Here is a 19,885-nt window from a genome sequence, read left to right as displayed (position 1 = left end):
TTCAGGCGACACCAGTCGATCACAATCCACTTCTTCTGCAACCCCTGAGCCAGGCCCAGCACCAGTCCCCCCAGAAGCAACCAGCGGATCATGACTCTCGAGGCCACTGGCAGCAACGCTAAACAAGGGGTGATCGCCCTGGCCCTGGGGGATCCCGCCGGCATCGGTGCCGAGGTGACCCTCAAGTCCCTGGCGGCCCTGCAGGCGCGGGGTGCGGCGGTGAATGTGGTGCTGGTGGGCTGCCGCCGCTGGCTGGAGCAGACCTATATGGACCTGCGCGACCGCAGCGCGACGCCGCTGGCGGATCCAGGTGCCTACCCCATCCTGGACAGACCCCTGCAGGAAGGGATCATCCCGGGCCAGGGCAGCGCAGCCAGTGGTGCCGCCAGCTTTGCCTGGCTGAATGCGGCGGTGGATCTGGTGCTCAGCGGCCAGGCCGGGGCCCTGACCACGGCGCCGATCGCCAAACACGCCTGGCATGCCGCCGGCCATCGATACCCAGGTCAGACCGAGCGGCTGGCGGAACTCTGCGGGCGGAAGCAGGCCTCGATGCTGTTCACCGCTCGCTCACCAGGGGGCAGCTGGCGGCTGAACACACTGCTGGCCACCACCCACATCCCCCTGGCCCAGGTGCCCCAGGCCCTCACCCCCGCCCTGGTGGAGCATCAGCTGGAGATGCTGCTGGCGTTCTGCCGGCGCTTCCAGCCCCAGCCCAGCCTGACGGTGGCCGGTCTGAATCCCCATGCCGGCGAAGGCGGCCAGCTGGGAACTGAGGAGCAGGACTGGCTGATTCCTCTGCTGGAGAGCTGGCGGCAGCGGCACCCCACCGTGACGGTGCGTGGGCCACTACCGCCGGACAGCTGCTGGCTTGGGGCGGCCGCGGCCTGGCGGGGCGACGGACAGGGATCCGACGGTTACCTGGCCCTGTATCACGATCAGGGGCTGATCCCGGTCAAGCTGCTCGCCTTCGATGCCGCTGTGAACACCACCCTGGGGCTGCCCTTCCTGCGCACCTCACCGGATCACGGCACCGGCTTCGACATTGCCGGTTCAGGTCTGGCCCGCGCCGACAGCATGGTGGCGGCCCTGGAAACGGCATGGGAGCTGGGCTGAGCCACAACCGGCGCGGCTCAGGACCGGCGAATTCAGGCGGGCTTGACCCGTAGCAGCACCTGACCAAATTCCACTGGTGTGCCGTTATCCACCAGGATCTCCACCAGCTCACCGCTGACTTCGGCCTCCAGCTCGTTCATCAGCTTCATGGCCTCAAGGATGCACACGGGCTGGCCGACACTGATGCGGCTGCCGATCTCGACGAAGGGGGGATCGGTAGGCGAGGGGGAACGGTAGAAGGTCCCCACCATCGGAGCCGTGATGTCGACAAGATCGGCCCGCAGCGCAGATGGGGCCGGCGGCGGGCTGGACGGGGCCGTGACCCCGGCGGAACCTGGCGCCGGAGCGGCAGGCGCCACCACGGGGGAGGGCAGCGGGGCCGGAGCTGGGGCAAGCGCTGCTGGGGCCGGCAGGTTGCGACGCACCTCCAGGCGGAAATCGTCACCTTCGAGCTTCAACTCCTGGATGTCGCTCTGCTCCAGGAAGATGAGCAGGTTGTGCAGTTGGTCGTTGTCGAGCTGCATGGCGATCAGGACTCCCGGCCGAGATAGCTGTCGTTGCGCGTGTCGATCTTGATCTTCTCGCCAATGGTGATGAACAGGGGCACCATCACCTGGGCACCGGTCTCGACGATGGCGGGCTTGGTCCCGCCGGTGGCGGTGTCACCTTTGACGCCCGGGTCGGTCTGGGTGACCTCGAGCACCACGGAGTTGGGAAGCTCCACTTCCAGGGGAGAGCCGTTCCAGGACACCACGTTCACCTCCATACCTTCTTTGAGGTACTTGCGCCCGTCACCGATCTGCTTGGCGGTGAGGCGGGTCTCCTCGTAAGTGGCCATGTCCATGAAGACGTACTCCTCGGCCTCCATGTAGGTGTGTTGCAGGGTGGATTTCTCCAGCTGGGCCTGGGCGAGGGTTTCGCCGGCGCGGAAGGTCTTCTCAACCACGCTGCCGCTCTGCACGGCCTTGAGCTTGGTTCGCACGAAGGCTGATCCCTTACCAGGCTTGACGTGCAGGAACTCAACGACCCTCCAGACCTGTCCATCGAGCTCGATGGTGGTGCCAGTTCGGAAGTCGTTGCTCGAGATCATTCCGGCGGAACGGGTGAGCGGGATTGTACGGCTGGCCGTTGAACCCCCCTCTGAGACTGGCTCTGGGCCCCGGCAAGCTGTGCCAAAGTCCGAAGAACGGCAGAACGCCCGGAGACCGGCAGGGACAGCCATGAACAGGAGTTCTCAGCAACAGCAAGCCCCCCGGCCAGAGGAACAGCAGCTCAGAGAGCAGCGCCGGAACCCCTGGCGGGCCATGACGCTGCTGCTGATGGCGCTGGTGCTTGCCGGCGGCGCCTGCTTCGGCCCGGTCAGCCCGGTGGCGGCTGCCCTGCCGCCGGGGAACGCCGTCACCGATCCAACCGCCTTGCTGCGCAATGCTTTGCCGATCGAGCAGCCGGATCTTCAGAAGCTGCAGCATCGCCTTGAAGACAGCAGCGACGACCTGCGTGCCAAGCGCTGGAGTGCTCTCACCGGCACGGCCCGCAAAGCCCAGGCGCAGCTGAGCAGCCGGCGCTCCGCCCTGCTGGCGGCCTACCAGAGCGAGCAGCGCGAGCAGGCCACGGCCCTGCTCGACCGCCTCGAATCCGAATTGCAGTCCGTGGCCGAGGCCGCCGAGCGGCAGGATCGCGATGTCTTCCTGACCACCCGCCGCCGGGCCCTGAGCACCATCGGAGAAGCGGAAGCACTGCTGGTGGGGCCGTTCCCGTTCGAAATTCCGGCAGAGTTCGCCGACCTGCCCAGGCTGCTGGGTCGCGCCACCGTGAAGCTCACCACCACCAAAGGCGACCTGATCGCCGTGGTGGATGGCTACAACGCACCACTGACCGCCGGAGCCTTCATCGACCTGGTGCAGCGGGGTTTCTACGACAACCTCCCCTTCATCCGCGCCGAAGATTTCTACGTCCTGCAGACCGGTGATCCGAAAGGAGCCGCCAGCGGCTATGTGAACACCTCCGGCCAGGAGCGGAAGGTGCCCCTTGAGATCATGGTGCCGGGTCAGAGCAAGCCTTTCTACAACCAGACCTTTGAGGATCTCGGCCTGTTCAAGGCCACACCGGTTCTGCCTTTCGCCACCAAGGGAACCCTGGGCTGGGCGCACTCCGACACCGCCCTCGACGATGGTTCCTCCCAGTTCTTCCTCTTCCTGTTCGAGGCGGAACTCACCCCGGCGGGCCTCAATCTGATCGACGGCCGCTATGCCGCCTTCGGCTACGTGGTCGAGGGCTTCGATGTGCTCCAGGAGCTCACCGCCGACGACGGCATTGTCAAGGCGACCGTGGTGGAGGGGGCCGACAACCTGCGGCCCCATGGCTGAGGGCTCCGGCCTGGCGCCGACCCTCGCCGACCTGGGGGAATGGGAGCTGATCGAGCGCCTCGGAGCCTTCGCTCCCCCCGGTCAGTTCGCCGATGATGCCGCTCTGCTGGATGGCCGCTCGGAGCGGACACTCGTGGTCAATACCGATGTGCTGGTGGAGGGAGTCCATTTCAGCGACGCCACCATGACCGCCGCCGATGTGGGCTGGCGGGCGGCGGCGGCCAACCTCTCGGACCTCGCGGCCATGGGCTGCCGGGAGGTGCTGGGGCTGACGGTGGCCCTGGTGGCTCCCGCAGCCACCCCCTGGGCCTGGGTGGAGGGGGTGTACCAGGGGCTGAGCGCTGCTTTGGGGTGCTATGGCGGCACGCTGCTGGGGGGCGATTGCAGCGGCGGCGGCCAGCGGCTTCTCGCAGTCACAGCCCTGGGGCGGCTCGGAGCGGACGGGCCGATCCGGCGTCGGGATGGTTACCCCGGTGATGCCCTGGTGAGCACGGGACCCCATGGTCTCAGCCGCCTGGGCCTTGCGGCGCTGCTGCAGGAGATCCCGACCCCGCCGGCGGCTCCCAACTGGCGCCAAGCCGGCCCAGCCCTGCTGGAGCGGGCCGTTCAGGCGCACCGCAGGCCGCGGCCCCGGCTGGATGCCGTGGCCGCGCTGGCCTCATCCCGGCCTGTGGGCAGTCCCTGGAGGGTGGCCGGCACCGACAGCAGCGATGGACTGGCGGCGGCGCTGAAGACCCTGACCCAGGGGAGCGGCTGCGACGCTCTGCTGGAGCGCCGGGACCTTCCGCTCGACCCGGAGATGGCGGCCCTGGCCATCGCCGAAGCCTGGTGCCTGAACGGCGGTGAAGATTTCGAACTTGTGCTGGCCCTTGATCCCGGCTGGGCCCGGCAGCTGATCCAGGCCCTGCCCGGGACCCGCCGGATCGGATCACTGACCCCGGGCTCAGGGATTCTGCGCTGGGCCGGCGACGGTTCGCCCCTCGCGGACGCCGACGGAAGCTTCACACATTTTCACTGAGTTATTGCACTGGGCCATGAAAAAGCCGCCCCGGAGGAGGGACGGCCCAACACGAAGAGCTCAGGGAGCAGAACTCACTTCCAGTTCTTGGCCACCAGCTCGGCCAGATCGACCACCCGCTGGCTGTAGCCCCACTCGTTGTCGTACCAGGCGATGACCTTGACCATGTTGTCGCCCATCACCAAGGTGAGATCGGCATCCACGATCGTGGATTCATCCGTACCGGCATGGTCGGAGGAAACCAGCGGCAGATCAGAGTATTTGATGATGCCCTTCATGCCATTCTCCGAGGCTTGCTTGAGCACGGCGTTGACCTCCTCGCGGGTGGTGCCGCGGCTCACTTCAATCACCAGGTCCACCACCGACACGTTGGGGGTGGGCACGCGCATGGCGATGCCGTTCAGCTTGCCCTTCATCGGCGGATACACCAAAGCGACGGCTTTGGCGGCACCGGTGGAGGTGGGGACGATGTTGATGGCGGCGGCGCGGGCGCGGCGAAGATCACGGTGGCTGGCATCAAGAATGCGCTGGTCACCGGTGTAGCTGTGAGTGGTGGTCATCGTGCCCTTGACGATGCCGAAGGCCTGATCCAGAACCTTGACCAGGGGTGCCATGCAATTGGTGGTGCAGCTGGCGTTGCTGATCACGTTGTAGTCGTCGTGGCGGTACTGATCGTCGTTGACCCCGACGACAAACGTACCGATACCTTCACCCTTGCCTGGAGCCGTGATCAGTACCTTGCTGGCGCCGGCCTTGATGTGCTTGCCGGCGCCCTCCGTATCAATGAACACCCCTGTGGCTTCAATCACCAGATCAACTCCCCAGTCCTTCCAGGGAAGGTTGAGAGGATTGCGATCGGAGAAGCACTTGATTGGCTTGCCGTTAACCGTGATGGTGTCTTTGGTGTAACCCACCTCGGTGTCACGAATCTTGCCCAGCATCGAGTCGTACTCGAGCAGATGGGCATTGGTGTGCGGATCAGAAGTGTCGTTCAGGCCGACCACCTCGATCCCGGTGTTTTCGCCACGACTGAGCCAACAACGCATGAAGTTGCGACCGATCCGGCCGAATCCATTGATCGCAACACGCAGGGTCATGGCAGGGACGGGAAACCCGTTGACAAGGGGAGTTTGGCTGCCGATCATACAGAAATGGTCTCCCCCTCCTGGAGCCGCTCCGGTAGTGGATTCTTTCGCGGAGCCAAACAAGCGTTAAATGGGGAGAGACAAGCGCAGCGTCAACACCTACCTTCGGGTCCGCATGGAGACGCCTTTGGCACCGCTGCTCGACCACCGTGCCCCCCTCCACTTCATCGGGGTCGGCGGCATTGGCATGTCGGCATTGGCTGGAATCCTGGCCGACCGTGGTTTTCAGGTGAGCGGATCCGACCCGCGTGACAGTCCTGTGCTCGAGTCCCTGCGCCGCCGTGGTGTGCGGGTGTTCGCCCACCAGGACGCAGAAACGATCGAGACTCTGAACCGTGATGGGGTCACCTCAGCGCTGGTGGTGATCAGTACGGCGGTTCCGGCGGAGAATCCCGAGCTGATGGCAGCCCGCGAAGCCGGCCTGACCATCTGTCACCGCTCCGACGTGCTGGCGGCCCTGATCAACGCTCAGCCCTCGATCGCCGTGGCCGGCAGCCACGGCAAGACCACCACCAGCACCCTGATCGCCACCCTGCTGGCGGCCACCGACCAGGACCCCACCGCCGTGATTGGTGGCATCGTGCCCGCGTTTCAGAGCAACGCCCGCAGTGGCCGCGGCCGGGTGCTGGTGGCCGAGGCCGATGAGTCGGATGGCTCCCTGGTGAAGTTCAGATCCAGCCTCGGGCTGATCACCAACCTCGAGCTCGACCACACCGACCACTACCCCGATCTCGAGGCTCTGATCCAGACGCTCCAGCGCTTCGCCGCCGGCTGCGGCTCCCTGCTCGCCAATGCCGACTGTCCGGTGCTGCGCCAGCATTTTCAACCCGGAGCCTGGTGGTCGATCGAGCGCAGCGAAGGGGTGGAGTTCGCCGCCCTGGCGGTGGAGGAGCACGGCGAAGGCACCATGGCCGACTTTTACGAAAATGGAGAGCTGGTAGGGCGCTTCAGCCTGCCCCTGCCCGGCCGCCACAATCTCAGCAATGCCACCGCCGCCCTGGCGGCCTGCCGCCTGGAGGGTGTGCCCTTCGGCGCCCTGGCCACGGCGATGAGAACCCTTCGCTCCCCCGGGCGCCGTTTCGACTTCCGGGGCCGCTGGGCCGGCCGCCAGGTGGTCGACGACTACGCCCACCATCCCAGTGAGGTGGAGGCCACTCTGCACATGGCCCGCCTGATGGTGACCAGCGGCCGCAGCCCTCTGCCAGAGGTGCCCCAACGGCTGGTGGCCGTGTTCCAGCCCCACCGCTTCAGCCGCACCGCCGAATTCATGGATGCTTTCGCCGCTGCCCTCGCTCTCGCCGACACGGTGCTCCTCGCCCCGCTCTACGCCGCTGGAGAAGCTCCCATCCCCGGTGTCAACAGTCAGGCCCTGGCCAATCGCCTGCAGCAACTCCGCCCTGACCTGCCACTGAGGGTGAGCGCAACGCTGGAGCAGCTGGCTGAACAGGTGGTGCGCCGCAGCCAGCCCGGTGATCTGGTGCTGGTGATGGGAGCGGGCGATGTGAACGGCCTCTGGTCTCGCCTCCAGGCCCTTGCCGAGCTGAAGCCGCCCGATGCGCCGGATGCTCCCGCTGCCCGCCTGGCCGCCTGAGCCGTGCCCCTCACCCCGGCCCACGAGCCAGCCCTGAGCCAGATAACCCTGGCCGACTACACCACCTGGAAGGTGGGAGGACCGGCTGAATGGTTCGCCGAGCCGGCCAGCAGCGACGAACTGATGGCCCTGGCCCGCTGGGCCCGGGCCGAAACGCTCCCCCTGCGCCTGATCGGAGCGGGCTCGAACCTGCTGATCAGCGACGGCGGACTTGAGGGGCTCACCCTCTGCAACCGCAGGCTGCAGGGCAGCGTGATCGATGCGGCCACGGGCCTGGTGGAGGCCCAGGCCGGGGAGCCGATCCCCACCCTGGCGCGCAAGGCAGCCCGCGCTGGCCTGAGTGGTCTGGAGTGGGCGGTGGGCATCCCCGGCACCGTGGGTGGGGCCGCGGTGATGAACGCTGGCGCCCAGGGGGGCTGCACGGCGGACTGGCTCCAGGAGGTCACGGTGCTCGATCCCAACGGGGGGGATAGCCCCTTCGTTCTGCAGGGCAGTGAGCTGGAGTTCGCCTACCGCCACAGCCGGCTGCAGCGGGAACCCCTGCTGGTGCTCTCGGCCCGGTTCCGCCTCAGCTCGGGCCATGATCCAGCTGAGATCAGCCGGCGTACCAGCGCCAACCTCTCCAGCCGCACCAGCAGCCAGCCCTACCAACAGCCCAGCTGCGGCAGCGTCTTCCGCAACCCCGAGCCCCGCAAAGCCGGCCAGTTGATCGAGCAGCTCGGGCTCAAGGGTCTGGCGCTCGGGGGAGCCATGGTCTCGCCGATCCACGCCAATTTCATCGTCAACACCGGCGGCGCCTGCGCCCATGACATCGACCAGCTGATCCAGCTGGTCCAGCAGCGCGTCTTCAGCGCCCACGGCATCGAACTCCACACCGAAGTGAAGCGTCTGGGCCACTTCCCGGCCCCTGCCACCGGGGTGAGGAGCCTGAGCTTCGAAGGGGAGGCCGTAGCCTGAATCGGCGCTCTTGATTCCTGCATGGCCGGCTTCGGACTACCCAACTTCGGACAGCTGACCGAAGCCTTCCGCAAGGCCCAGCAGATTCAGCAGGACGCCCAGAAGCTCCAGGACGAACTCGACGCCATGGAACTGGAGGGCAGCAGCGCCGATGGCCGGGCCAGCGTCTGGCTGACCGGCAACCAGCAGCCGCTCAAGGTGCGGCTGTCCCCCGAGCTACTGACCGATGGCGCGGAGGCCACCGAGGCCGCCACCCTCGAGGCCCTCAAGGCCGCCTACGACGTCTCCACCGGCACGATGAAGGAGCGGATGGAAGAACTCACCGGCGGCCTGAACCTGCCCGGTCTGGGGGGCTGAGGCTGCTGCCCGTGGTTCAGGTTCAGCCCAGATCAGGAGCCTGCTGGCGCTGACGGCGACGGGAGGGCCGGCTAGGGGGCCGTTGGGCGCGGGTTTCCAGGGCCGCGCTGCTGGCCTGCTGCAACTCCGCCAGGCCGCCGGCGTAATAGGCGTAGCGGTCCCAGGCGGTCCCCACCTGGCAACCGGGATCACCACGGTGCTGGCAGTTGCTGAAGCGGCAGGGACCCTCCCGCAGGGCTGCGGCGATCTCCGGGAAAAGGGCCGGCAGAACAGCGGGATCGCTGGGCAGCTCGGGCCGGTTGAAGCCAGGGGTATCGGCAATCAGGGCCCCGGGGGCCAGCGGGAAGAGCTCCACATGCCGGGTGGTGTGGCGTCCGCGCCTGAGCCGACCCGACACCGTGCCGACCCGCAGGGCCAGGGCGGGCACCAGCGCATTGAGCAGACTGCTCTTGCCCACCCCGGACGGACCGCAGACCACGGAGATTCCCGGCTGGGCAAGCCGCTCCTTCAGTGAGGCCAATCCCTCACCGCTGGCCGTGCTGACCGCGATCGGGTCATAGCCCCAGCTCCTCAGTCGTTGCCGCCAGCGCTCGAGCTGATCGGGAGGGACCAGATCCAGCTTGGAGAACACCACCTGCACCGGCTGACCGCTGTGCTCGGCAGTGAGCAGAAAACGGCTGAGTTGCTCAGGATCCGGGACCGGATCGGCCATCGCGATGACCACCACGATCCGGTCACAGTTGGCCACCGGTGGCCGGCCCAGCAGGCTGGTGCGCGGCAGGAGATCACCCACGGCGGCACGACCCGCCGGCCAGTCGATGCCCTCCAGCCCCACCCGATCGCCCACGTGGATGCGCTCACCCGCCTGACCCAGCCGGCTGCGCCGAGTGCAGAGCAGCTGATCCAGTCCGCTGGGGCCTGGGATCTCCAGGCTCACCTGGCAGAAGTTGGCCTGAATCGCGGTGACCAGACCCTTGACCATCGCCTTGCCCCCGTCAGCCCTGGCCTCGGCTTCAGTCCCCATGGCGGCGGATCCACAAGCGGACCCCCTCCTGGCCAGCAGCTTCGTGGGGTTCAGGGTTGGCCCCGGTCACCCGCTCGACCCGGTGGCCCTCCTGGCGCAGCCCCTCAGCCACCATCAACTCGGGTTCGCCGGCATCGAGCTCGAGCTGCATCCATTCACCCGCCGCGATCCTCTCAAGCGCCAGGCGGCTGCGGATGAAGTTGAGGGGGCAGGGGGTGCCGCGCAGATCGAGCCGCAGGGTGGGTTCCGCCGGCGGGGTCCCCGATGGAGGGCTGCTGGTCACAGGCGGGCCATGGGGCTAACCGAACAGCCCGCCGAACAGGCCGCTCTTGTGGGGGTGATCCTTGGTGGAATGGTGACCGGCCAGCTCCTCGAGCAGCTCCCGTTCGTGGCTGCTGAGCTTGGTGGGCACCTGCACCTTCACGTTGAAGAGGTGGTTGCCCCGGGCCACCGGGTTGCCCAGCTTCGGAATGCCCTTGCCCGTGAGGGTGAGGGTGGTGCCGGGTTGGGTGCCCGCAGGAATCTCCAGGGTGGCTGCCCCATCCACCGTGTCCACCTCGATCGTGTCGCCGAGGATCGCCTGGAGGTAGTTCACCGTCACATCGGAATGGATGTGGATCCCGTCGCGACGCAGCTTGTCGTGGGCCTGAACGAACAGGTACACGTAGAGGTCACCAGCGGGACCGCCGCGTTGGCCGGCATTGCCCTCGCCAGCCACGCGCAGGCGGGTGCCGGAGTCGACACCGGCGGGGATCGTGATCCGCAGCTTCTTGCGCACCTGCTGGACCCCCTGGCCGCCACAGGCGCCGCAGGGGTCAGCGATCACCTGGCCGCTTCCCTCACAGGTGGGGCAGGGGGCGACCTGGGTGAAGCTGCCGAAGGGGGTGCGGGTGGCCCGGCGCACCTGACCCTGACCAGCGCAGGTGCCGCAGGTGGTAGGGCCGCTGCCGCTCTTGGCGCCGCTGCCCTGGCAGGTGGCACAGGTTTCCAGGTGACGGATCTGTACCTCCTTCTCCTGGCCGAAGACCGCCTCGTTGAAGCTGATGCTGAGATCGAGGCGGAGGTCGTCCCCCTGGCGGGGACCACGACGGCGGGGGCCACCTCCGGCTCCGCCGCCAGCGGCGGCACCGCCGAAACCACTGAAGAACGTCTCGAAGAGATCGGCGAACCCTCCCATGTCGCCCATGTCGGGGGCTCCGGCACCGGAGACACCCGCTTCACCGAACTGGTCGTAGCGGGCCCGGGTCTGGGGATCACTGAGCACCTCGTAGGCCCGGCCGATCTCCTTGAAGCGGTCCTCCGCGCCGGGCTCCTTGTTGATGTCGGGGTGGTACTGGCGGGCGAGACGTCGGTAGGCCCGCTTGAGGGTGTCGGCGTCTGCGTCGCGGGACACCCCCAGCAGGTCGTAGTACTCGGCCATCAGCTGGATTCCTCACCACCCACTGTCCCGTCCTGGGCCAGGGGCGCGACCCCCTCCGAGGCCCCGGGACCCGGTCCCATCGAGACTTTCACCAGAGCATGGCGCAGCACGCGCCCGTTCAGCTGATAGCCGCGCTGGAGTTCCTCGATCACCATGTCCTCCCTCACCAGGTCACTGGGCTCCCGCAGCACCGCTTCATGCAGGTTGGGATCAAACGGTTCACCCTCCACCCGCATCGGGGCCACACCCAGTTGCTTGAAGGCATCCACCAGCTGCTTGTAGAGGCCCTGATAGCTGCGGTGGAGACTCAGGGCCTCCTCGCTCTGGGGATCGAGCTGCTGGCGGGCGCGGTCGAAGTTGTCGACCACGGGCAGGATCTCGCTGAGGGTGGAGCAGGCGATCTGCAGACGCAGGTCGTCCTGATCGCGGCTCTGGCGTTTGCGGAAATTGTCGAAGTCGGCGGCGATGCGCATGTACTGACCGCGCAGGGTCTCGTGCTCACGCCGGAGGGTCTCGAGTTCAGCGGACAGTCGCTGGGCCAGGGGCTCCCCGTCCGCCTCGCCACCGGCGACTGCCTCGGCCGGCGGATCGCTGGAAGCCGGCTCAGGGGCGCCGGTGGCGGCCGGAGAGTCCTCCCCCGCCTGGTCAAGGTCCTGAATCAGGGAGTCCGCCCCGGCGGAGGGATCCTGTGGGAAGGGAGTGGCTTCGCCGCTCATGCTGACTGCAACGCCGATCGGTCCTAAACATGTTGATGGTCGACGGGCTCCTCCCACAAGCGGCGGAAGCCCGCACCTGATCCCTTCGGCCCCGCACCGGCCATGACCCTCTCGGCGAAACGCCCGGTCCCTGCGGCCGAAACGCTCCAGCAGCGGCGCCTGGAGGCCGAGCTGCTCAGCGGTGAGAAGCTGCTGCTCCCCGTGGACCTGCAGCAGGCCGATCCGCGGGCCGCTGAGGCCTGCCCCAGGATCGATGCCCAGCACTGGCGGGAGTGGGTGGCCCTGCCCCTGGTGCGCCAGGGAGAGCAGCTCTTGATCGCCATCCCCAGCCACTGGCAGGAGCAGCAGCGCCAGCAACTGGAGGAGGCGGTGCTGGCCAACGGCATCACCCCGCAGTTGCGCCTGGGGCTGCAGGAGGAGATCAGCGAGGCCCTGCAGCAGAAGATGGCCGACCGTCGCCATCGCCCCAGCGAGGACACCGCCCTGACCTCCCAGCCCAACGGACTCTCCCTGCTGGAGGGCCTCAGCCTGGAAGACCGCCTGGAGGAGGCACCCGCTGCCGAGGAGCAGGAACTGGACCTGGAGGCGAGCCTGAAGGCCTCCAACGCCTCACCGGTGGTGAGCCTGGTGAACCGCATCCTGATCCAGGCGATGGAGTCGGAGTCGAGCGACATCCACGTGGAGCCGGAGGAGGACGGGCTGCGGATCCGCTTTCGCCAGGACGGAGTGCTGCATCCGGTCGAACACCTGCCCAGGAGCCTGGCACCGGCGGTCACCTCGCGCTTCAAGATCATGGCCGAACTGGACATCGCCGAGCGGCGGATGCCCCAGGACGGGCGCATCCGCCGGATGTTCCGCGGCCGCACGATCGAACTTCGGGTGAGTACTCTGCCGGGCCGCTGGGGGGAGAAGGTGGTGCTGCGTCTGCTCGACAGCGGCAGCACCCGTCTGGGCCTCGACCGACTGATCACCGAGCCAACCACCCTGGCCACCGTGCGATCGATGGGCTCGAGGCCCTTCGGGATGGTGCTGGTGACGGGGCCCACCGGGTCAGGCAAGTCGACCACGCTCTATTCCCTGCTGGCGGAACGGAACGAGCCCGGCATCAACATCTCCACCGTCGAAGATCCGATCGAGTACATGCTCAAGGGCATCACCCAGACCCAGGTGAACCGCGACAAGGGCTACGACTTCAGCACCGCCCTGCGGGCCTTCATGCGCCAGGACCCGGACGTGCTGCTGGTGGGGGAAACCCGCGATGGAGAAACGGCCAAGACCGCCATCGAGGCGGCCCTGACCGGCCACCTGGTGCTCACGACCCTGCACTGCAACGACGCGCCCAGTGCCATCGCCCGGCTCAACGAGATGGGCGTGGAGCCCTTCATGGTGAGTGCCTCCCTGATCGGGATCGTCTCCCAGCGGCTGCTGCGCAAGGTCTGCGAGTCGTGCCGCGTGCCCTACCACCCAGGGGAGGAAGAGCTGGGCCATTTCGGCCTCTTCGCCAGCCAGGAGCAGTCGGTCACCTTCTACAAAGCCAATCGGGGACCCAGGGCCGACGGCAGCAGCTGTCCCACCTGCCAGGGACGGGGCTACAAGGGCCGCATCGGCGTCTACGAAGTGCTGAGGATCAACGACAACCTCGCCAGTGCCATCGCCAAGGGCGCCAGCACCGACGTGATCCGCAATCTTTCGATCGAGACCGGCATGAAAACCCTGCTGGTCTATGGCCTGGAACTCGTGCGCCACGGCCAGACCACTCTCGAGGAAGTGGAGCGGATGCTGCTCACCGACACCGAACTGGAATCCCAGCGGCGCGCCCAGGCCCTCACCACCTTGACCTGCCAGGGCTGCGGGGCGGGCCTCAGGGATGAATGGCTGGAGTGCCCCTATTGCCTGACCCCCCGCCGCTGAGTGTTGCGGGCCATCTCAGCGGCACTCAGAATCCAGATCAACCCGGCATGGTCCCGATGGAGCTCCAGATCGAGGAGTTGATGGAAGAGCTGGTCGAGCAGAAGGGCAGCGACCTTCATCTCTCGGCCGGCCAGCAACCCTACGGACGCTTCAACGGGGAACTCAGGCCGATGCGGGAGCAGGCCCTCAGCGAGGAATCCTGCAACCGCATGATCTTCTCGATCCTCACCAACTCCCAGCGGAAACAACTGGAGCAGACCTGGGAACTCGATTGCTCCTACGGCCTGCGCGGCCTGGCCCGCTTCCGCATCAATGTCTTCAGCCAGCGCGGCACCTATGCCGCCTCCATGCGGGCCCTGAACAGCAAGGTGCCCACGCCCCAGGAGCTGGGCCTGCCTCCGGTGGTGGTGGACATCACCAAGCGGCCTTCAGGCCTGGTGCTGGTGACGGGTCCGACCGGATCGGGCAAAAGCACCACCCTGGCCTCACTGCTCGATCACATCAACCACAGCCGGGCCGAGCACATCATCACGATCGAGGATCCGATCGAGTTTGCTTACATCAATGACAAGAGCCTGATCCATCAGCGCCAGCTCAATGAAGACACCAAAAGCTTCAGCAATGCCCTGCGGGCTGCCCTGCGGGAGGATCCCGATGTGATTCTGGTGGGGGAAATGCGTGATCTGGAAACGATTCAGCTGGCCATCACCGCTGCAGAAACCGGCCACTTAGTGTTCGCCACCCTGCACACCAGTTCCGCCGCCCAGACCGTGGATCGCATGGTGGATGTGTTCCCGGCGGGCCAGCAGGCCCAGATCCGCACCCAGCTCAGCAGCAGCCTGGCGGCGATCTTCGCCCAGACGCTCTGCCGCAGAAGTTCACCCTCCAGCCACAACTATGGTCGGGTGATGGCCCAGGAGATCATGATCAACACGCCGGCCCTGGCCAACCTGATCCGCGAAGCGAAAACAGCTCAGATCTATTCGCAGATTCAGACCGGCGGTCAGCTGGGCATGCAGACCCTGGAGAAAGCCCTGGCCGACATGGTCAAGCAGGGGGACATCGCCCTGGAGGAAGCCCGCACCCACTCCACCAAGCCGGATGAGTTGAACCGGCTGCTCGGCAACTTCCTCTGATCAGCATCCACCATGCCTGCCTTTCTGGCCACGTACACCAGCACCCGGGGGGACCAGCGGGAGCTGCGGGTTGAGGCCAACGATCTACCAACGGCCCGCCGCGACCTGCGCCGGCGGGGCATCCTCCCCCACTCCCTGGTACCGGCAACCGATGGACCAGCTTCGGTCTTCTCCGCCACCTACGCCAACCAGCGGGGCCAGCAGAAGGTGATCCAGCTGAAAGCCCCTGACCTGGCCAGCGCCAAGCGGGACCTGCGCCGCCGGGGCATCGCCGCCACCTCCGTGGTGCCACTCGCCTCCACCCGTTCGGTGCAGGCGAGCGCCAAGAGGGGCGCCAGTCTGTTCAGCCGGGATCTGGGGACGATGTTCCAGGCCAGGCCCAATGTCCGGGAAAAGGCGCTGTTCGCCAGCAAGCTCTCGGCCCTGGTGGATTCTGGCGTCCCGATTGTGCGAGGCCTCACCCTGGTGGCCAAGCAGCAGAAGAAACCGATTTTCCGGCAGGCCCTTGAGGCCGTCGCCAGCGATGTGAGTCAGGGGGTTAGCCTTGGAGTGGCGATGCGCCGCTGGCCCAAGGTGTTCGATCGGATCACCATCGCGATGGTCGAAGCGGGCGAACTCGGAGGCGTGCTCGATGAAACCCTGAAACGGCTGGCCCTGTTGCTGGAGCAGAATGCCAAGCTTCAGAATCAGATCAAGGGAGCCCTGGCCTATCCGGTCATCGTGCTGCTGATCGCCATCGCCGTGTTCCTCGGGATGACGATTTTCCTGATCCCGACCTTTGCCGATATCTTTGAGCAGCTGGGCGCGGAGCTGCCTGTCTTCACCCAGATGATGGTGAATCTGAGCGCCCTGCTTCGCTCGGCATTTTCCCTGTTCCTGATCGCCTTTGTGATCCTGGCCGGATGGCTGTTCATCGGGTTCTACAAAACTCCCCTGGGCAAGCGGAAAGTTGACGGCTTCATCCTGAAGATTCCCCTGTTCGGTGACCTGATTCAGAAAACCGAAACTGCTCAATTCTGCCGAACCTTCAGCTCACTGAGCAAAGCCGGTGTGCCGATTCTGATGAGCCTGGAGATCGTTCGAGACACCTCAAGAAATTCAATCTTTGCCGATACGATCGAGGACTGCCGAGTGGAGATACAGGATGGCATCCCCGTTAGCGTGGCCCTCTCCCGCAAGAACGTCTTTCCGGAAATGGCTCTCAGCATGCTGGCCATTGGCGAAGAGACCGGAGAGATGGATGCCATGCTCTCCAAGGTCGCCGACTTCTACGAAGACGAGGTTGAAGTGGCTGTCAAAGCGCTCACCTCACTCCTGGAGCCCATCATGATCGTGATCGTCGGCATCATCGTGGGCGCGATTCTCGTGGCCATGTATCTACCGATGTTCTCGGTCTTCGACAAGATCCGCTGAGCGCACCGCCAGCGGCAGCCCCTCGCGGGCCTCCCTGGCGATGGCGCCTCCGGCCAGCCAGCCGCTGGTCCAGCAGTGCTGGAAGTTGAAGCCCCCGGTGACCCCGTCCACATCCAGCAGCTCGCCGGCGAAGTACAGCCCTGGCTGCTTTCGGCTCTCCATCGTGGCCAGGTTCACCTCCCCCAGGGTGACGCCGCCGGCCGTGACGAATTCCTCACCGAAGGGGCCGCGGCCGCCCACCGCGTAGGTGCTGGAGCGCAGGGCGCCCAGCAGGCTGTCCTCGTCGCGCCGGCGCAGATCAGCCCAACGCTGGTCGGGAGTCACCCCATGGCGCTCCAGCAGGTGGATCCAGAGCCGGCGGCTGAGCTCGGGCCAGGGGCGGGCATTGAGCAACTGGCGGCGGGCCTGCTCGACGCGGGCGGTCTGGAAGCGACCCGCCAGCTCAGCGGCAGAGCAGCCGCCACTCCAGTCAATGCGCAGCTCGGCGCGGTAGCCGCTCTCCTTGAGAGCCCGGGCCGCAAAGGCGGTGAGCCTCAAGGTGGCTGGACCGCTCACCCCCCAGCCGGTGATCAGCAGTGGTCCTCGCTCGCGAAAACGCTTGGAAGGCAGCCGCAGCTCCAGTCCCACCGGATCCATCACCACCCCGCGCAGGGCGGCCAGGGGGTTGGCCTCCAGGGCCAGGGTGAACAGGGATGGCACCGGCGCCACCACGCCATGGCCCAACTGGCTGGCCAGCTGGCGGCCGCTGGGATGGCCACCCGTGGCCAGCAGCAGGCGGGCGGCGCTGAGGTCGCTGGAAGCCCCAGCAGGGGCCAGTCCCGGTGACAGGCGCAGCCGCAGGTTGAATCCACACCCCTCGCGTGGCTCCACCTGGCGCAGGGAGGCCCCCCTCCAGACGGTCACCCCGGCGGCGGCAGCGGCCGCTTCAAGTACAGCCACCACGCTGCTGGAGCGGTTGCTGCGGGGAAAGAGGCGGCCGTCGGGTTCCTCCACCAGCTCCAGTCCCCGCTCGGCAAACCAGGCCAGACAGTCGCCGGGTGCGAAGCGGCTGAACGGCCCGCGCAGGGCCCTCGACCCCCGGGGGTAATGCCCCACCAGGGCCAGGGGATCCCAGCAGGCATGGGTGACATTGCAGCGCCCACCGCCGCTGATCAGCACCTTGCCCAGCGGCTGGGGGGTGGCCTCCAGCAGCAGCACTCCCGCCAGCCCCTGCTCCGCGGCGGTGATGGCCGCCATGTAGCCGGCGGGCCCACCCCCGGCGACCACCAGGGACCAGTCGACAGGCAGCATGGGCGGATGGGGCAGGGAGACAACGCGACGACGCCCGTTGCCGGGGCCTACCGCTTCAGTGTGGCGCCGATGATGGACTGCACCGACCGGCACTTCCGGGTGCTGATGCGGCAGATCAGCCGTCGCGCCCTGCTCTACACCGAGATGGTGGTGGCCCAGGCCCTGCACCACGGCCGCCGCGACACGCTGCTGGACTTCGATCCCCAGGAACATCCCCTGGCCCTGCAGCTGGGGGGCGACGATCCGGCGCTGCTGGCGGAATCAGCACAACTGGCGGCCGCCTGGGGCTACGACGAGATCAACCTCAACGTGGGCTGCCCCAGCCCCAAGGTGCAGCAGGGACGGTTCGGCGCCTGCCTGATGGCGGACCCGGATCGGGTGGCCCGCTGCGTGGAGGCGATGGCGAATGCTTCTTCCCTGCCGGTGACGGTCAAGCACCGCATCGGCATCGACGATCAGGACAGCTATGAGCTGCTCCTGGCTTTCGTGGACAAGGTGGCCGGCGCCGGCGCCAGCCGCTTCAGCGTGCATGCCCGCAAGGCCTGGCTCCATGGCCTTGATCCGAAGCAGAACCGCACGATTCCGCCCCTGCGCCACGACCTGGTGCATCAACTCAAACGGGATCGCCCCCAGTTCACGATCGAACTGAATGGCGGCCTGCTGAGCCTGGAGAACTGCCAGGAGCACCTGGGTCAGGTGGATGGGGTGATGGTGGGGCGCGCCGCCTACGACCATCCCCTGCGCTGGGCCTCGGTCGACCAGGAGCTGTTCGGCTGCCTGGAGCGAGCTCCGGCCTCGGCCTCAACGGTGGTGCGGGGCCTGATTCCCCATGCCAGCCGCTGGTGCGGGGCCGGCCGACGGCTCTGGCCGATCGCCCGCCACCTGGTGCATTTGGTGGAAGGGGTGCCGGGGGCCCGGCACTGGCGCCGCCGGCTGGGGGAGCGTGCGGGGGAGCGCAGCGCGGGCCCAGAGGTGCTGGAGGCTGCCGCCCAGGACCTGGAACAGCAAGGCCTTTAGGAGGCTGGGGCCTGGGGACCGAGCCGCTCGCGGCAGCGCTTGAGCTGCTCGGCCACCCGCTCGAAACCCGTGCCCCCCTCACTGCGGCGGGCGGCCACCACCTGACGCGGCTCGATCGCGGCGTGGATGTCCGCCTCGAAGGCGGGATGGAGCTGGCGCCAGCGCTCCAGGGGCAGATCCCGCAGCAACAGCCCCTCGGCCAGGCAGGTTTTCACCAACCCACCCACCAGCTGGTAGGCCTCACGGAAGGGAACGCCACGGGCCACCAGGTAGTCGGCCACATCGGTGGCATTGGAGAAATCAGCCGCCACGGCCTGCTCCAGCCGCTCGGGCCGGAAGTGGATGCCCTCCTCCAGCAGGATCGCCATCGCCTCAAGGCAATCCGCGGTGGTGCGGACCACATCGAAGAGGGCTTCCTTGTCCTCCTGGAAATCCTTGTTGTAGGCAAGGGGCAGCCCCTTGATCATCGTGAGCAGGCCCATCAGGTGACCGAACACCCGGCCGGCCTTGCCACGCACCAGCTCGGGCACGTCGGGGTTCTTCTTCTGGGGCATCAGGCTGCTGCCGGTGGCGCAGCGGTCAGTGAGCCGCACGAAGCCAAACTCCTCGCTGGCCCAGAGGATCACCTCCTCCGAGAGACGGCTGAGGTGGACCAGGATCAGACTGGCAGCGGCACTGAATTCCACGGCGAAGTCGCGATCACTGACCGCATCGAGGCTGTTGGCATAGATCGCCTCGAAGCCCAGTTCCTCGGCCGTCAGCCGCCTGTCGATCGGCACCGGCGTACCGGCCAGGGCCGCCGCCCCCAGGGGCGAGATGTTCACCCGGCGGCGCACGTCGGAAAGCCGGTGCCGATCGCGTTCGGCCATCTCCACATAGGCCAGCAGGTGGTGGGCCAGGGAGAGGGGCTGGGCCCGCTGTAGGTGCGTGTAGCCGGGAATGAGGGTGTGCAGGTGGTTCTCCGCCTGGTCGAGCAGGGCCTGCTGGAAGCGCCGCAGGCCGGCATCGAGGCCATCGATCGCCTGGCGCAGCCAGAGGCGCAGATCGGTGCCGACCTGGTCATTGCGGCTGCGGCCGGTGTGCAGCTTCTTGCCCAGGGGGCCGATCAGGGTGATCAGGCGGTGCTCCACGGCGAAGTGCACGTCCTCGGCCTCCACCCCTGGGCGGAAATGACCCTCGGCCGCCTCGGCGCGAACCGTCTCGAGGGCCGCGATGAGTTGATCCGCCTCAGCGACGCTGATCACCCCGCAGCGGCCGAGCATGCGGGCGTGGGCGACGGAGGCATCGAGGTCCTGCTGCAACAGGGTGATGTCAAAGCCGATCGAGGCATTGAAGCGCTCGATGACCGGGTGGAGCCCTTCCTCGAAACGGTCACTCCATCGCGCCGGTTGGGAAGCCTGTGCCGCCATCG

At 67.1% G+C, this 19,885-nt stretch carries 19 protein-coding genes; 10 read left to right on the top strand and 9 right to left on the bottom strand.

The window, feature by feature from the left end; all coding sequences use genetic code 11:
- Window positions 1-90: 90 nt before the first annotated feature.
- Complete coding sequence (gene pdxA / locus WH5701_RS12335) at window positions 91-1,113, top strand: 4-hydroxythreonine-4-phosphate dehydrogenase PdxA (protein ID WP_037981067.1); 1,023 nt, start codon at window positions 91-93, stop codon at window positions 1,111-1,113.
- 32 nt (window positions 1,114-1,145) lie between these two features.
- On the opposite strand, the gene accB is transcribed toward pdxA, so the two are convergent.
- Together accB and efp are read right to left on the bottom strand one after the other, a co-directional pair.
- A complete protein-coding gene (gene accB, locus WH5701_RS12330) occupies window positions 1,146-1,637 on the bottom strand; it encodes an acetyl-CoA carboxylase biotin carboxyl carrier protein (protein WP_006172750.1) in 492 nt (163 codons plus the stop codon).
- Between the two features lie 5 nt (window positions 1,638-1,642).
- On the bottom strand, window positions 1,643-2,203 hold the full coding sequence (efp, locus tag WH5701_RS12325; protein ID WP_006172749.1) for an elongation factor P: 561 nt from the start codon (window positions 2,201-2,203) through the stop codon (window positions 1,643-1,645).
- 214 nt (window positions 2,204-2,417) lie between these two features.
- Between efp and WH5701_RS12320 the strand changes: the two genes are divergently transcribed.
- Together WH5701_RS12320 and thiL are read left to right on the top strand one after the other, a co-directional pair.
- Complete coding sequence (locus tag WH5701_RS12320; RefSeq protein ID WP_006172748.1) at window positions 2,418-3,479, top strand: peptidylprolyl isomerase; 1,062 nt, start codon at window positions 2,418-2,420, stop codon at window positions 3,477-3,479.
- Window positions 3,472-4,497 (top strand): thiamine-phosphate kinase, encoded by a 1,026-nt coding sequence (thiL, locus tag WH5701_RS12315; RefSeq protein ID WP_006172747.1) that lies wholly within the window; start codon window positions 3,472-3,474, stop codon window positions 4,495-4,497. The genes WH5701_RS12320 and thiL overlap by 8 nt, the downstream gene beginning before the upstream one ends.
- 74 nt (window positions 4,498-4,571) lie before the next feature.
- On the opposite strand, the gene WH5701_RS12310 is transcribed toward thiL, so the two are convergent.
- On the bottom strand, window positions 4,572-5,594 hold the full coding sequence (locus WH5701_RS12310) for a type I glyceraldehyde-3-phosphate dehydrogenase (protein ID WP_006172746.1): 1,023 nt from the start codon (window positions 5,592-5,594) through the stop codon (window positions 4,572-4,574).
- A 175-nt stretch (window positions 5,595-5,769) separates the two neighbouring features.
- On the opposite strand from WH5701_RS12310, the gene murC reads away from it, so the two are divergent.
- From murC to WH5701_RS12295, 3 genes are read left to right on the top strand one after another with little or no spacing between them, the layout of a single operon-like run.
- Entirely contained in the window at window positions 5,770-7,233 is a 1,464-nt protein-coding gene (gene murC / locus WH5701_RS12305; protein ID WP_006172745.1) for a UDP-N-acetylmuramate--L-alanine ligase, read from the top strand.
- A 3-nt stretch (window positions 7,234-7,236) separates the two neighbouring features.
- A complete protein-coding gene (gene murB / locus WH5701_RS12300; RefSeq protein WP_006172744.1) occupies window positions 7,237-8,190 on the top strand; it encodes a UDP-N-acetylmuramate dehydrogenase in 954 nt (317 codons plus the stop codon).
- 21 nt (window positions 8,191-8,211) lie between these two features.
- Window positions 8,212-8,547 carry a YbaB/EbfC family nucleoid-associated protein gene (locus WH5701_RS12295; protein WP_006172743.1) on the top strand — a complete coding sequence of 112 codons (336 nt, stop codon included), beginning with the start codon at window positions 8,212-8,214 and terminating at the stop codon, window positions 8,545-8,547.
- A gap of 22 nt (window positions 8,548-8,569) precedes the next feature.
- Here the strand turns inward: WH5701_RS12295 and rsgA are convergent, their stop codons facing one another.
- From rsgA to grpE, 4 genes are read right to left on the bottom strand one after another with little or no spacing between them, the layout of a single operon-like run.
- Window positions 8,570-9,571, bottom strand: coding sequence for a ribosome small subunit-dependent GTPase A (rsgA, locus tag WH5701_RS12290; protein WP_006172742.1), 1,002 nt, complete (start codon window positions 9,569-9,571; stop codon window positions 8,570-8,572).
- Window positions 9,561-9,854: a sulfurtransferase TusA family protein gene (locus tag WH5701_RS12285; RefSeq protein ID WP_006172741.1), complete on the bottom strand. Its 294-nt coding sequence runs from the start codon at window positions 9,852-9,854 to the stop codon at window positions 9,561-9,563. The genes rsgA and WH5701_RS12285 overlap by 11 nt, the downstream gene beginning before the upstream one ends.
- 15 nt (window positions 9,855-9,869) lie before the next feature.
- On the bottom strand, window positions 9,870-10,991 hold the full coding sequence (gene dnaJ, locus WH5701_RS12280; RefSeq protein ID WP_006172740.1) for a molecular chaperone DnaJ: 1,122 nt from the start codon (window positions 10,989-10,991) through the stop codon (window positions 9,870-9,872).
- Window positions 10,991-11,707 (bottom strand): nucleotide exchange factor GrpE, encoded by a 717-nt coding sequence (gene grpE / locus WH5701_RS12275; protein ID WP_006172739.1) that lies wholly within the window; start codon window positions 11,705-11,707, stop codon window positions 10,991-10,993. Before grpE ends, dnaJ begins: the two co-directional genes overlap by 1 nt.
- A 102-nt stretch (window positions 11,708-11,809) precedes the next feature.
- On the opposite strand from grpE, the gene WH5701_RS12270 reads away from it, so the two are divergent.
- From WH5701_RS12270 to WH5701_RS12260, 3 genes are read left to right on the top strand one after another with little or no spacing between them, the layout of a single operon-like run.
- Window positions 11,810-13,618, top strand: coding sequence for a GspE/PulE family protein (locus tag WH5701_RS12270; protein WP_006172738.1), 1,809 nt, complete (start codon window positions 11,810-11,812; stop codon window positions 13,616-13,618).
- 56 nt (window positions 13,619-13,674) lie between these two features.
- On the top strand, window positions 13,675-14,754 hold the full coding sequence (locus WH5701_RS12265) for a type IV pilus twitching motility protein PilT (protein WP_006172737.1): 1,080 nt from the start codon (window positions 13,675-13,677) through the stop codon (window positions 14,752-14,754).
- A gap of 12 nt (window positions 14,755-14,766) precedes the next feature.
- Entirely contained in the window at window positions 14,767-16,167 is a 1,401-nt protein-coding gene (locus WH5701_RS12260) for a type II secretion system F family protein (protein WP_006172736.1), read from the top strand.
- Here WH5701_RS12260 and WH5701_RS12255 read toward each other — a convergent pair.
- A complete protein-coding gene (locus WH5701_RS12255) occupies window positions 16,132-17,457 on the bottom strand; it encodes an NAD(P)/FAD-dependent oxidoreductase (RefSeq protein ID WP_006172735.1) in 1,326 nt (441 codons plus the stop codon). The genes WH5701_RS12260 and WH5701_RS12255 overlap by 36 nt on opposite strands.
- Window positions 17,458-17,463: 6 nt before the next feature.
- Between WH5701_RS12255 and dusA the strand changes: the two genes are divergently transcribed.
- Window positions 17,464-18,474, top strand: coding sequence for a tRNA dihydrouridine(20/20a) synthase DusA (dusA, locus tag WH5701_RS12250; protein WP_050751541.1), 1,011 nt, complete (start codon window positions 17,464-17,466; stop codon window positions 18,472-18,474).
- Here dusA and argH read toward each other — a convergent pair.
- Window positions 18,471-19,883: an argininosuccinate lyase gene (argH, locus tag WH5701_RS12245; protein ID WP_006172733.1), complete on the bottom strand. Its 1,413-nt coding sequence runs from the start codon at window positions 19,881-19,883 to the stop codon at window positions 18,471-18,473. The two genes, dusA and argH, sit on opposite strands and share 4 nt — an antisense overlap.
- Between the last annotated feature and the right edge of the window lie 2 nt (window positions 19,884-19,885).

Origin of the sequence: Synechococcus sp. WH 5701, assembly GCF_000153045.1 — a bacterium.
Classification (GTDB): domain Bacteria; phylum Cyanobacteriota; class Cyanobacteriia; order PCC-6307; family Cyanobiaceae; genus Regnicoccus_A; species Regnicoccus_A antarcticus.
The sequence above is the reverse complement of the archived record's forward strand: the minus strand, read 5'-3'. Positions and strand labels throughout refer to the sequence as shown.